The 12,917-nt window shown below is 42.8% G+C and carries 13 protein-coding genes; all 13 read left to right on the top strand.

What is annotated here, in order from left to right:
• The first annotated feature begins 158 nt into the window (after window positions 1–158).
• On the top strand, window positions 159–344 hold the full coding sequence (gene rpsU, locus LOSG293_RS02730) for a 30S ribosomal protein S21 (protein ID WP_010619747.1): 186 nt from the start codon (window positions 159–161) through the stop codon (window positions 342–344).
• Window positions 345–405: 61 nt separating this feature from the next.
• A complete protein-coding gene (locus LOSG293_RS02725; protein WP_034526747.1) occupies window positions 406–849 on the top strand; it encodes a GatB/YqeY domain-containing protein in 444 nt (147 codons plus the stop codon).
• Window positions 850–1,032: 183 nt separating this feature from the next.
• On the top strand, window positions 1,033–2,013 hold the full coding sequence (locus LOSG293_RS02720; RefSeq protein ID WP_034526745.1) for a PhoH family protein: 981 nt from the start codon (window positions 1,033–1,035) through the stop codon (window positions 2,011–2,013).
• 5 nt (window positions 2,014–2,018) lie between these two features.
• Window positions 2,019–2,498, top strand: a complete 480-nt coding sequence (ybeY, locus tag LOSG293_RS02715) for an rRNA maturation RNase YbeY (protein ID WP_034526743.1) — start codon at window positions 2,019–2,021, stop codon at window positions 2,496–2,498.
• Window positions 2,482–2,874 carry a diacylglycerol kinase family protein gene (locus tag LOSG293_RS02710; protein WP_034526775.1) on the top strand — a complete coding sequence of 131 codons (393 nt, stop codon included), beginning with the start codon at window positions 2,482–2,484 and terminating at the stop codon, window positions 2,872–2,874. Before ybeY ends, LOSG293_RS02710 begins: the two co-directional genes overlap by 17 nt.
• Window positions 2,875–2,892: 18 nt before the next feature.
• Entirely contained in the window at window positions 2,893–3,798 is a 906-nt protein-coding gene (gene era / locus LOSG293_RS02705; RefSeq protein ID WP_034526741.1) for a GTPase Era, read from the top strand.
• A gap of 7 nt (window positions 3,799–3,805) precedes the next feature.
• The gene (gene recO / locus LOSG293_RS02700) at window positions 3,806–4,597 is read left to right on the top strand and encodes a DNA repair protein RecO (RefSeq protein ID WP_034526739.1); all 792 of its coding nucleotides are present in this window, start codon (window positions 3,806–3,808) and stop codon (window positions 4,595–4,597) included.
• Window positions 4,598–4,857: 260 nt separating this feature from the next.
• A complete protein-coding gene (gene glyQ, locus LOSG293_RS02695) occupies window positions 4,858–5,781 on the top strand; it encodes a glycine--tRNA ligase subunit alpha (protein ID WP_034526738.1) in 924 nt (307 codons plus the stop codon).
• Complete coding sequence (gene glyS / locus LOSG293_RS02690) at window positions 5,781–7,844, top strand: glycine--tRNA ligase subunit beta (RefSeq protein WP_034526736.1); 2,064 nt, start codon at window positions 5,781–5,783, stop codon at window positions 7,842–7,844. Before glyQ ends, glyS begins: the two co-directional genes overlap by 1 nt.
• Before the next feature lie 140 nt (window positions 7,845–7,984).
• Window positions 7,985–9,820 carry a DNA primase gene (dnaG, locus tag LOSG293_RS02685; protein ID WP_034526734.1) on the top strand — a complete coding sequence of 612 codons (1,836 nt, stop codon included), beginning with the start codon at window positions 7,985–7,987 and terminating at the stop codon, window positions 9,818–9,820.
• Between the two features lie 14 nt (window positions 9,821–9,834).
• Window positions 9,835–10,971: an RNA polymerase sigma factor RpoD gene (gene rpoD, locus LOSG293_RS02680; protein ID WP_034526732.1), complete on the top strand. Its 1,137-nt coding sequence runs from the start codon at window positions 9,835–9,837 to the stop codon at window positions 10,969–10,971.
• A gap of 129 nt (window positions 10,972–11,100) precedes the next feature.
• On the top strand, window positions 11,101–11,796 hold the full coding sequence (locus LOSG293_RS02675; RefSeq protein ID WP_034526730.1) for a tRNA (adenine(22)-N(1))-methyltransferase: 696 nt from the start codon (window positions 11,101–11,103) through the stop codon (window positions 11,794–11,796).
• Complete coding sequence (locus LOSG293_RS02670) at window positions 11,793–12,902, top strand: Nif3-like dinuclear metal center hexameric protein (RefSeq protein ID WP_034526728.1); 1,110 nt, start codon at window positions 11,793–11,795, stop codon at window positions 12,900–12,902. The genes LOSG293_RS02675 and LOSG293_RS02670 overlap by 4 nt, the downstream gene beginning before the upstream one ends.
• Window positions 12,903–12,917: the final 15 nt, after the last annotated feature.

Raw genomic sequence — 12,917 nt, 5'->3', positions numbered from 1 at the left:
TATTCTAACATGAGTCAAAATGAAAAATAATTCAAAATAACCTGAATAAATTCGTGCGTAACCGTTGACGAGTATAAGCTCATTATGTATAATTAATAAGAACTGTTAGGTGACGAACCGATAACAGTATACTAGAGCTCGGAGGGAGGGATTTTCATATGTCAAAGACAGTTGTTCGTAAAAACGAGTCTCTTGATGATGCTCTTCGACGCTTTAAACGTACAGTTTCTAAAAGCGGTACATTACAGGAATATCGTAAGCGTGAGTTCTACGAGAAGCCAAGTGTCAAAAAGAAGCTGAAATCAGAAGCAGCACGTAAACGTAAGAACAAGAAGCGATTCTAAGACAAAGCTCCTGGATACCAGGGGCTTTTTTGTTACTAAAAACCTAGGAGGCACGGACACAATGGCATTACAAGATCAATTAACGGCAGACTTAAAAACGGCGATGAAGGCAAAAGATAAAATCTCATTGAACGTTATTCGTTCAATCAAGACATCTTTGACTAACGAACGCGTCAAGCTCGAACATGATTTAACTGAAGATGATGAAATTGCTGTTCTTTCACGTGAGTTAAAGCAACGTAAAGAGTCTTTAGCTGAGTTTGACAAGGCGGGTCGTGAAGACTTGGTAGAACCTTTAAAGGAAGAAATCAAGATCGTTGAAAAGTATGCGCCGGCGCAAATGAGCCAAGAAGAAGTCGAAGCAATCGTTAAGCAAGCAATTGCTGATACGAATGCAGCGGGCATGGGCGATTTTGGTAAGGTCATGGGTAAAGTGATGGCTGCTGTTAAGGGCCGTGCCAATGGTAACGTTGTTAATCAAACAGTTAAGGATTTATTGAAATAACCCGTTATAAAGTCGTGATGCGTAAAGCGTATCGCGACTTTTTTGTGACAAAAAACCTTAACTTTCCTAAACTATCCAACGATTTAATTGCACCTTTTGGCCTAGTTAGATACAATTAACCATGTAAATAGAATGGCAATTTGTCTGTTTTTAACTAATACAAATAAAAGGAGCTCCCTATTTTTGGCAGATAATCCAAGCATTGAAAAAGAATATATATTAGAAAAGCCGGAGCAAAGTGTGGCACTTCTGGGGACGCAAGATATGTACGTCGCTATCCTAGAAGAGGGTATGCATGTTGAGATTAAGCCGTTTGGCGCCTCAATCAAGGTTTCCGGTTCTGAAACAGAAGTTCAACTCGTGTTAGAAATTTTAAAGAATCTGACCCATCTGATTGATCAGGGAATTCAGTTGAATAGCACTGACATCGTGAGTGCCATGAAAATGGCTGAACGCGGCACCTTGGAATACTTTAAGGATCTTTATACAGAGACCTTAATTAAGGATAACAAAGGTAAAGCGGTTCGCGTGAAGAACTACGGTCAACGTCAGTACGTGCACGCGGTCAAAGATAATGATATTACCTTTGGTATTGGTCCGGCGGGTACAGGTAAGACTTATTTGGCAGTTGTTATGGCCGTTGCCGCATTAAAACGTGGCGACGTTGATAAGATTATCTTGACTCGTCCGGCTGTTGAAGCCGGCGAAAGTCTTGGCTTCTTACCTGGAGATTTAAAAGAAAAGGTCGATCCATACCTACGTCCAGTTTATGATGCCCTTTACGCGATTTTGGGTGCTGAACATACTGCGCGTTTGATGGATCGTGGCGTTATTGAAATCGCACCGCTTGCCTACATGCGTGGTCGGACGCTTGATACAGCTTTTGTCATTCTCGATGAGGCACAAAACACCACCAACTCACAAATGAAGATGTTCTTAACTCGACTTGGATTTGGTTCAAAAATGATTGTGAATGGTGATGTAACTCAGATTGATTTACCTAGCAATGCCAGAAGTGGCTTGATTCAGGCACAGCACATTTTAAAGGGCGTTAGTCACATAGAATTCGTTCAATTTAGTTCGGATGATGTTGTGCGTCACCCTGTTGTGGCAAGTATTATTAATGCTTATGAAGCAACAGAAACTAACGGAAGTAGGGCGTAATTTTAATGGATCTAGAAATTTATGATAAAACTGCAAATGGTGTCTCAGAAGAACATGTTTCGTTAATCAAAAATGTGTTGGAATATGCTGGCAAGTACATTGAGTTGCCAGAAAACACTGAAATGTCAGTAACTTTGACCAACAACCAAGAAATTCAGGCCATCAACAAGGAATACCGTGGCGTAGACCGTGCTACGGATGTGATTAGTTTTGCTATTGAAGATGGTGAAGACGACTTTCCAATCAATTTTGATGATGAGTTAAGTGAAGAAATCCCAAAGAATATCGGTGATATCTTTGTTTCGATGGACAAAGTTGGTGAGCAAGCCGAATTTTTGGAGCACTCGTTTGAACGGGAATTAGGCTTCTTGGTGGTTCATGGTTTCCTGCATTTGAACGGATACGATCACATGGAACCAGAGGACGAAAAAGTCATGTTCAAACTACAGAGGGATATACTGGATGCTTATGGGCTTAAACGATAAACAAACCACTAAAAATAAAAATTTTCTACAGTCGTTCGGTCACGCGATGAACGGTATCTATTGTTTGGTCACAACGGAACGGAATTTTCGTAAGCATCTAGTTTTTGCTACGCTTGCGGTGATTTTAGGCTTTTTACTTCAGATTAATCTGGACCAATGGCTGTGGGTGATTTTTGCATTATTTGCGGTCATTTCGGCGGAATCTTTGAATACGATTGTTGAAGCAGTTGTTGATTTGATTGTGGACCACAAGTACGATCCGCTCGCTAAACGCGCTAAAGATGTCGCGGCCGGTGGCGTTTTGCTATCAGCCTTGTTTGCTGTGATTATCGGACTCATTGTGTTTGGACAGGCACTATTAGCATTTATCAAATAAGAAGAGGAGATTTAACTATTGGACAATCCAAATTTTAAATCAGGATTCGTAGCTATCATTGGTCGACCAAACGTCGGCAAATCAACATTTTTAAACCGTGTCGTAGGCCAAAAAGTGGCCATTATGTCGGACAAAGCTCAGACAACTCGAAACAAGATTCAAGGAATTTATACCACTGATGAGGCTCAAATCGTCTTTATCGATACGCCTGGTGTCCATAAGCCACAAAACCGCTTGGGTGATTTCATGGTGAAATCAGCGCTATCTTCTCTTAATGAGGTCGATGCTGTGTTATTCATGGTGAACGCCGATGAGAAGCGTGGTGCCGGAGACAACTTCATCATCGATCGCTTAAAAGAGGTTAAAAAGCCAATTTACTTGGTTATCAACAAAATTGATCAAATCCATCCGGATGACTTATTAGTCGTGATGGACCAGTATAAGAACGCCTTGGACTGGAAAGAGGTTTACCCAATTTCAGCTCTTGAGGGAAACAACGTGGACGAATTGCTTGATAATTTGGTTGGCAATTTACCACAAGGTCCTCAATATTACCCTGAAGACCAAATTACCGATCACCCGGAACGTTTCGTTGTGGCGGAACTGATTCGGGAAAAGGTCTTACAACTTACTCGTCAAGAAATTCCTCATTCAGTTGCGGTTGTAATTGAAAAAATGGCCCGTCAAGATGAAGAAAAAATTCATATTCAGGCCACAATTGTTGTCGACCGACCAACTCAAAAAGGTATTTTAATTGGTAAGGGTGGCTCGATGCTGAAGAAAATCGGGACGCTTGCTCGGAAAGACATCGAACATTTATTGGGTGACAAGGTTTACCTTGAGCTTTGGGTTAAGGTTGTTCCTGGCTGGCGTGACAAGGCATCTGCATTACAATCATACGGTTATCGTAAGGATGACTATTAGAGGGTGAATGCTTGTGGCACAGCGTCATAAAGTGACGGATTTTCATGGAATTATCATGTACCGGAAAGACTACCAAGAACGCGATTTGTTGGTTAAAATGCTGACCCTTGAACATGGTAAGAAAATGTTCTTTGTTCGTGGCGCTAAAAAGCGGGGCTTCAAGCTGACGGGGGATATTCTACCTTTTACGTATGGTCACTATGTTGGCGATATACGTGAAGAGGGCTTGTCATACGTCAATGCCAGCAAAGCGACTGAACACTTCAGCCACATTTCTGAGGATATTTTCAAAAATGCTTACGCGACCTACATCATGAGTCTTCTTGATTTTGCGTTTCCAGATTCGGAACCCATACCCGAGTGGTACGATAAGCTTCACGCTGGAATGGGATTAATCGATCAAGGACTGGATGCCGCGGTCATTGCCAATATTTTTGAAGTCCAATTGTTACCCGTTTTTGGTGTGCAACCGGAATTACGAGGGTGTGTGATTTGCGGTGAGTCCAAGCCACCGCTCGATTACTCGGAATCGTATGGTGGCTTGTTGTGTCCACGACACTATCATATGGATCCCCGTCGTCTGCATTTGGATCAGCGAACCGTTTTTTATCTTCGCCAGTTTTCGGTGCTTGATTTGGCAACTTTGAACTCAATTGCCGTGAAAACCGAGACTAAGAAGCATTTACGCCGTTTTCTGGACCAGATTTATAATGATACGGTAGGGGTGCATCCCAAGAGTAAACGGTTTATTGATCAAATGAACGAGTGGGAAAGCCCACTCACACCGGATTCGGATTGACAACTTAGTCATGATTGACTATGATTAAACAGTATTGATTCACGCAACGATGAAAGAATAACGTGAGTAAGAGAAGTAGCGAGGCTTCGTCAGTGAAAGGAAGCCATAATGCTCGACGTTTGGCACTTTCGGAGCACTTAAGTTAAATAATGAAGCTGCTGGAGTTTCTCCAGAAGTAGGGTGGAACCGCGATACCTATCGTCCCTACGTAGACTTTTCGAGTCTGCGTGGGGATTTTTTATTTGAAAAGGAGAATAGTGATGACAAAGAAGTTAACGTTACAAGAGATTATTTTGAAGTTACAGCAGTATTGGTCTGCACAAGGTTGTATGCTGATGCAAGCGTACGATACCGAAAAAGGGGCCGGAACTATGAGTCCCTATACTTTTTTACGAGCAATCGGTCCAGAGCCATGGAATGCGGCTTATGTGGAACCTTCTCGACGTCCAGCTGATGGTCGTTATGCTGAAAACCCTAATCGTCTTTACCAACATCATCAATTTCAAGTTGTGATGAAACCAGCGCCCAAAAATATCCAAGATTTATACCTGGGTAGTTTGAAGGAATTAGGTATTAACCCTCTCGAACATGATATTCGGTTTGTCGAAGACAACTGGGAAAACCCTTCAATGGGTTGTGCCGGTGTTGGTTGGGAAGTTTGGCTTGATGGCATGGAAATTACGCAATTCACGTATTTCCAAGTTGTTGGTGGTTTAGAAGTTGATCCTGTTACTTCAGAAATTACGTACGGTCTCGAACGACTCGCATCATACATTCAAGACGTAAACTCTGTCTTTGATTTGCAATGGGGCGACGGCGTTCAATATGGCGACATTTTCCGTGAACCTGAAGTGGAACACTCAACCTACAGTTTTGAAAAGAGTAACCAGGAAATGCTTCTGAACTTATTTGACGTCTACGAAAAGGAAGCAAAGGCTCAAATCGAAAATGGGCTTGTGCATCCTGCTTACGACTATGTTTTAAAGTGTTCACATACCTTTAACTTACTCGATGCGCGTGGTGCGGTTTCTGTTACTGAACGTGCCGGTTACCTCTCACGTATCCGGAACATGGCGCGGATGATTGCCCGAGCATTTGTTGCTGAGCGCAAGAAATTTGGCTTCCCATTGATTAAGGACGAAGAAAAACGGCTGGCTTTACTAGCTGATGAGGAGGAGAAATAATGGCACACACATTTTTATTAGAAGTTGGTCTAGAAGAAATGCCAGCTCACGTTGTAACGCCAAGTATTAAGCAACTACACACTAAGATTAGTAAGTTTTTGAAAGAAAACCGAATTGAATTCGATGATATTCGGGACTTTTCAACTCCTCGTCGTTTAGCCGTTAGCATTTCGGGCTTGAGTGACAAGCAACCGGATATTTCTGAAACAGTGAAAGGCCCAGCTAAGAAAATTGCGTTAGACGAAGATGGTAACTGGACAAAAGCAGCTATTGGATTTACAAAGGGTCAAGGCGTTTCGACAGATGACATCACTTTCAAAGAATTAAAGGGAACTGAATACGTTTTTGTTGAAAAGCATGTTGTGGGTAAGCCCGTTGTGGAAGTCCTTCAAGGGTTAAAAGACGTGATTATGTCCATGACCTTCCCAACAATGATGAAGTGGGGCTCATATCACTTTGAATTCGTTCGACCAATCAAATGGTTAGTTGCCTTGTTAGATCAAGATGTTGTTCCGTTCGAAATTTTAGACGTTAAGACGGCTAATCATTCAACTGGTCACCGATTCTTAGGCCATGACTTTGATCTGAAGAATGCCACCGATTATGAAGCAGCATTAGAAAAAGAATTTGTGATTGCTGACGCTCAAAAGCGGAAGGATCTGATTCGTAACCAAATCCAAACGATTGCCACTGACAATAACTGGATTATCAACATTGATGAGAGTTTGCTTGAAGAAGTTAACAACTTGGTCGAATGGCCAACTGCTTTTGCCGGTAGCTTTGACCAAAAGTACCTGACCATTCCGGATGAAGTTTTAATCACTTCCATGAAGGATCATCAACGATTCTTCTATGTTTTGGATCAAAAAGGGACGCTATTGCCTAACTTTGTTTCGGTTCGAAACGGAAACAGTGAATTCATTGATAATGTGATTGCCGGAAACGAAAAGGTTTTAACCGCTAGACTTTCAGATGCCATGTTCTTCTATGAAGAGGATCAAAAGAACAAGATTGCTGACTATGTGGACCGTCTAAAGGAAGTTTCATTCCACGACAAGATCAGTACGATGGCTGAAAAAATGGCTCGTGTACAACAAATTGCGAAGATCTTGGGCGAACGAGTTGGTTTATCAGCTGACGAACTTGCACATTTAGACCGGGCAAGTCAGATTTACAAGTTTGATTTAGTTACTGGTATGGTGGGTGAATTTGCTGAATTACAAGGTATCATGGGCGAAAAGTACGCCTTGTTGCAAGGTGAGGATGCCGAAACAGCCACAGCAATTCGTGAACACTATATGCCAATTTCCGCTGAAGGAGATTTGCCTGAAACGAAGGTAGGCTCTGTGCTTGCTATTGCTGATAAGTTGGACAGTATTTTGACCTTCTTTGCAGCCGGAATGATCCCTAGCGGCTCTAATGACCCATACGCCTTGAGACGTCAAGCTTACGGAATTGTTCGAATCTTGAAGCACCTAGACTGGCACTTACCAGTTGCTGAATGGGCAGCGGACTTTATCGAAGCTGAAGATAAGGCTGGGGTCGCACCAAAGCTAGATCAGTCAGTTCAACTCAATGAAATTGTGGCCTTTATTAAAGACCGAGTTAAGGCAGTTCTCCAAGCTAACAAGGTGCGTCACGACATCATTGATGCTGTGATTGCTGGTTCCAATGATGATATTTTTGACCTATTCCATTCCGCAGCGGTATTAGATGCTCAAAAAGATGAGGCAAACTTTAAACCTGTTATCGAAGCGATTGATCGGGTCATTCGTATTTCAAAGAAGGCCGATTCAGCACAGACTGTTGAAGTCGATCCAGCCCTTTTTGAAAATGATGCCGAAAAGCAGTTGTTTGATGCTGTTTCAGCCATTCATTTTGATTCAGTTTCAGCGTTATATGATCAATTGGCCGGCTTACAACCAGCTATTGAAGCATACTTCGATGCCACAATGGTGATGGCAGATGATGAAAAAATTAAGAATAACCGAATTAGCCAATTAAGTGTCATTGCTGACTTGGCTGCTCATCTTGGTGACTTGGATCAAGTCATCGTCAAATAGTTTTACTCCCTTGAGACCTTAAAGTTGAAATCAACCACAATTGTGGTATCATATATTTTGTGTTAATACGCGGTTTAAGCCATTTAGTATCCAGATTACTAAATGGCTTTCACTGGTTTATCAAGGTTGGAGGTGATCAATTGGCAAGTATACCTGAAGAAGTGATTGAACAAGTTCGGAAAGATACCAATATTGCTGATGTCATTGGTCAATACGTCCAATTAAAGAAGTCGGGGAACAACCTATTTGGCTTGTGTCCCTTCCAAGAAGAACGAACACCGTCGTTTTCCGTTTCAGAAAGCAAACAGATTTATCATTGTTTCAGCTGTGGACGTGGTGGGAGTGTTTTCAACTTCTTAATGGAGTTGGAGGGACTGTCCTTCAAGGAAGCGGTCGTTAAGGTCGCCGATTTTAGTCATATTCAGTTACCAGAAAATATCCAAAACACTGGTAATGAAGGTGAGAGCAAAGAATCAACTGCTAATCAGCAATTGATTGAACTGCATGAGCAAGCTGCCAAGTTGTATCATCACATTTTAGTTAATACTGAAATGGGGGAACAGGCGCTTGACTACCTTCACGACCGTGGGTTGGATGACGAGATTATCTCGACTTACAATTTGGGATTTGCCCCAGACAAACGACTGTTACTGCCGTTCTTTCAAGAAAGAAAGTCTGATTTTCAGTTACTACGCCAGTCTGGGCTGTTCATTGAAAATCAGGAAGGCCAATTGCGGGATCGCTTTGCAGGACGTGTTATGTTTCCCATTCGCAATCAAAGTGGTAAAACGATTGCCTTTTCCGGTCGAATGTTGGTTAAGGCTGATAATTCACCAAAATATTTGAATAGTCCTGAAACCACTATTTTTAATAAACGGAAGGTCCTTTTTAATTTTGATATCGCACGAGGCGCTAGTCGCCAGACGGGTTCTGTTACGCTATTCGAAGGATTTATGGATGTCATTGCGGCATATCGAGCTGGAATTAAAAACGGTATTGCGTCTATGGGAACCAGTTTAACGTCCGAGCAGATTTATGCGATTGAACGGATTACTCAGAAATTAGTGATTTGCTATGATGGGGATGATCCTGGTCAAGAGGCGACTAACCGAGCAATTAGTTTGTTTAGCAATCAACAGCGTTTGACGTTAAATATCGTGCAAATTCCTGAGAAATTGGATCCTGATGAATTTTTGAAAAAATATGGGGCTGAGAAATTTCAAGAGCTCGTGACCTCGGCAATTGAAACACCAATCAGCTTCAAGATGCGTTTTTTGAAGCGTAATCGTAACCTTGAAAATGAGAGTGATCAACTCGAATATATCAATGATGTGCTTCAGGTTCTAGCAACCGTCTCATCGCCTGTCGAGCAAGATTTATATCTGAATCAGCTTGCCAATAATTTTGGGCTGGATAAGTCAACGTTGAAACGGCAACTTGCTTCAATTGTTCCTGCTAAGGCGCAACCTGAGCGGCAGCAACGCCAGGTTGCACCGGTTACACCTGAAGTCACTTATGAGCAACCTCGAAAACTAGACAAAGTCGAGCGAGCCGAACGCAACCTGCTATACCGGATGCTTCATGATCAAAGTGTTTGGCTGAAGGTGACGGGGATGAGTGAGTTTCATTTTATCCATGATGATTATCAATCAATCTTCCTCTTAGCTGAGGGGTATTTCGCCAAACATCAGAATCAATATGACTCAGCTAGCTTTATCGACTTCATCAGAGAAAAGAAACTTCAACAGCTCATAGTTGCGTTGGAGCTTTCTCAGATGAATGTTGAAAGCGATGAATCTGAGATTGATGACTATCTTCACGTTATCATGAAGCAAGCGCCTTTAGAGCATCAATTGGCGGAGTTGCAACGACAATTAGCCGATGCGGTACGACTAGGAGATACCAGTCGTGAACGGGAGCTAACTTTCCAAATTATTAAGGTGCAACAGCAAAAGCAGCGCGAAAAACAAGCTTAAACGGAGGCATTTAAATGGCAGAAAAAAAGACAACAGAGAAAAAAGCAACAGTTAAGTTTGATAAGAAGACCTATGATAAAGAACTTAAGCAGTTACTAAAGGATTACAAAAAAGAAGGACACATCACTTATGATGAATTGACAGATAAAATTGCCGGTCCTTTGAGCCTTGACGAGAAGCACATGGATAAGTTGCTTGAAGCTGTTGAAGATGGCGGTATCAGTGTTGTCGATGGCAATGGCGATCCAGATCTTCGGGCATTAAAAGCGGCTCGTAAAGTGACTGCTAAGGAACTAAAGGATACTTCAGCGCCTTCAGGTGTGAAAATCAACGATCCTGTTCGGATGTACTTGAAGGAAATTGGTCGTGTTAGCTTGCTAACGGCCGACCAAGAAGTTGAATTAGCCTTGAAGATTGAACAAGGCGATGAAGAAGCTAAGCAACAATTAGCCGAAGCTAACCTCCGTTTGGTTGTTTCGATTGCTAAGCGTTACGTGGGTCGTGGGATGCAATTCTTGGATCTAATCCAAGAAGGTAACATGGGTCTCATGAAGGCCGTTGAAAAGTTCGATTACCGCAAGGGATTTAAGTTTTCAACTTACGCCACTTGGTGGATTCGTCAGGCGATTACGCGTGCGATTGCTGACCAAGCCCGGACAATTCGGATTCCAGTTCACATGGTTGAAACGATTAACAAGTTAATCCGAATTCAACGTCAACTTCTTCAAGACTTAGGTCGTGAACCAACGCCTGAAGAAATTGGGGCCGAAATGGATATGCCAACTGAAAAGGTTCGTGAAATCTTGAAGATTGCACAAGAACCTGTTTCGTTGGAAACGCCAATTGGTGAAGAGGATGATTCTCACTTAGGTGATTTCATCGAAGATAACGATGCAACCAGTCCTGCAGATCACGCCGCCTATGAGTTACTCAAGGAGCAACTTGAAGGTGTACTTGATACGTTGACTGATCGTGAAGAGAACGTACTTCGTTTGCGTTTTGGGCTGGATGATGGCCGTACACGCACGCTTGAAGAGGTTGGTCGGGTATTTGGTGTGACGCGTGAAAGAATTCGTCAGATCGAAGCTAAGGCGCTCAGAAAGCTACGCCACCCATCACGTTCAAAACAACTTAAAGATTTCCTTGAATAATCTCGGCTGTAAAGAGCCCATCAAATGATGGGTTCTTTTTTTGTGACTTTAAGCGGATTACCGTTTTGATTCACACTGCTAATTAACGTATACTAGTTTCATAAGATTGATAGAGAACGGAGACACGATATGGACGGAAATCATTTATCTGAAAGATTAAAACGGGTGGCAGAATCGGTTCCTGAGGGGGCTAGGTTGGCTGATATTGGCTCGGATCATGCTTACTTGCCAGTTTATTTAGCAAAAAAGGGGCTCATTTCTTACGCAGTAGCCGGTGAAGTCGTGAAGGGGCCTTATGAGAATGCTAAGACGGAAATCGAGGGTGAACAACTTGAAACCACGATTCATCCACGCTTGGCTGATGGGTTAGCAGCCGTAGAACCCAGCGACCAAATTGACACTGTTGCAATTGCTGGAATGGGTGGCGCCCTGATTAGCAGTATCCTCGAAAGTGGTAAAGCCGCCTTAAAAGGTGTGACTCGATTAATCCTTCAGCCGAATATTGGCGAGGAGAATGTTCGTCGATGGCTGCAGCAAAATCATTACCAAATTGTGGAAGAGGCCATTTTATTCGAAGATGGTCATTACTATGAAATTATTGTGGCAGATTTCGTCACAGATACGCCACAGTATAATCAGTCGCAATTGCTATTTGGTCCGTTTTTAAAAGAGAGTAAGTCAGCAGTCTTCGTTGATAAATGGACTGCCGAGCTGAACCGGTTACGTGGCGTTGAGAAACAGATTAGACAGTCTACGACACCACCGGAAGATAAACTGGCTCAGGTCACGCACAAAATGAAACTAATTGAGGAGGCCTTAGCTTGAAAGCCAGAATCCTAATTGAAAAGTTTGAAGCTTTTGCACCAAAGTCAATTGCTGAACCCAACGATCCAGTTGGCCTTCAGATTGGTTCTTTGAACCAAGACGTTAAAAAAGTGATGGTGACATTGGATGTGCGCCCTGAAGTTGTTGCCGAAGCAATTGAAAATCAGGTCGATTTTATCTTCTCGCATCATCCCCTGATGTTTCGTCCCGCCAAGAATTTAGACTTAGCAAATCCCCAAAACCAAATGTATGCGGATTTGCTGAAGCATGATATTGTGGTTTATTCAGCGCACACTAATTTGGACAACGCCCCCGGTGGGATGAATGATTGGCTAGCACAAGTAATTAGCTTGCGTCATACAAGTGGGCTAGTTTTCAGGCAAAATGAGCCAGAGTATCTCCTCTCCATTCAAGTCCCTAGTAATGATATTGATGCAGTTCGTTTGGCACTTGCCGCCTATAGACGAGCGGGAGATAGTGTGAGTGATGCCAGTTTTCAGACATCTGGAATTAGTTGGTTCACCCCGACGGATGATCAAGCTGGCATGAACGGTGTCGTCGGTGAACGCACTTGGGCCGACATGGTTTCCTTGAAGTTAAAAGTTCGTCAAGCGGACTTGGCGGAGACGGTTGCTTTAATGAAAGAAGTTCATCCCCTAGCAAATCCTAGTTATGAAGTCGTTCAGCTGCATAATGAGGGCCGGTCGATTTGGATGGGCCGAGTTGGCGAATTAGAAAAACCGATGACGATCCGAGAATTCGCTGAAAGTTGCAAGACGGCGTTTGATGTTAAAGGGTTGCGCTTAATTAGTCACACACCAGATAAATTAGTGCACCGCGTTGCGATTCTTGGCGGCTCCGGTGGCCGGTTTTATCCAGACGTTTTAAAGCAGCAAGCAGACGTTTATGTGACGGGCGATATTTCCTATCATCCTGCGCATGATATGTTAGCGGCTGGGCTCTCAGTCGTTGACCCAGGTCATCATATCGAGAGTGTTTGCAAACCGCGTCTTAAGCATCTCTTTAATCAATGGCGATTAGAAAACAATTGGGACATCGACATCACGATGTCGGAATTGAACACAGATCCATTTACATTTATTTAGGAAAGAGGCAGTTGG

Source organism: Secundilactobacillus oryzae JCM 18671, from assembly GCF_000740055.1.
GTDB classification, from domain to species: Bacteria; Bacillota; Bacilli; order Lactobacillales; family Lactobacillaceae; genus Secundilactobacillus; species Secundilactobacillus oryzae.
Note: the sequence above shows the minus strand (reverse complement) of the source record. Positions and strands in the feature narration are given on the sequence as shown.

Excerpts from the sequence above, each read along its gene's own strand:
- rpsU (WP_010619747.1), top strand. The coding sequence starts at position 159 with ATGTCAAAGACAGTTGTTCGTAAAAACGAGTCTCTTGATGATGCTCTT.
- LOSG293_RS02725 (WP_034526747.1), top strand. The coding sequence starts at position 406 with ATGGCATTACAAGATCAATTAACGGCAGACTTAAAAACGGCGATGAAG.
- ybeY (WP_034526743.1), top strand. The coding sequence starts at position 2,019 with ATGGATCTAGAAATTTATGATAAAACTGCAAATGGTGTCTCAGAAGAA.
- LOSG293_RS02710 (WP_034526775.1), top strand. The coding sequence starts at position 2,482 with ATGGGCTTAAACGATAAACAAACCACTAAAAATAAAAATTTTCTACAG.
- recO (WP_034526739.1), top strand. The coding sequence starts at position 3,806 with ATGCTTGTGGCACAGCGTCATAAAGTGACGGATTTTCATGGAATTATC.
- glyQ (WP_034526738.1), top strand. The coding sequence starts at position 4,858 with ATGACAAAGAAGTTAACGTTACAAGAGATTATTTTGAAGTTACAGCAG.
- glyS (WP_034526736.1), top strand. The coding sequence starts at position 5,781 with ATGGCACACACATTTTTATTAGAAGTTGGTCTAGAAGAAATGCCAGCT.
- rpoD (WP_034526732.1), top strand. The coding sequence starts at position 9,835 with ATGGCAGAAAAAAAGACAACAGAGAAAAAAGCAACAGTTAAGTTTGAT.
- LOSG293_RS02675 (WP_034526730.1), top strand. The coding sequence starts at position 11,101 with ATGGACGGAAATCATTTATCTGAAAGATTAAAACGGGTGGCAGAATCG.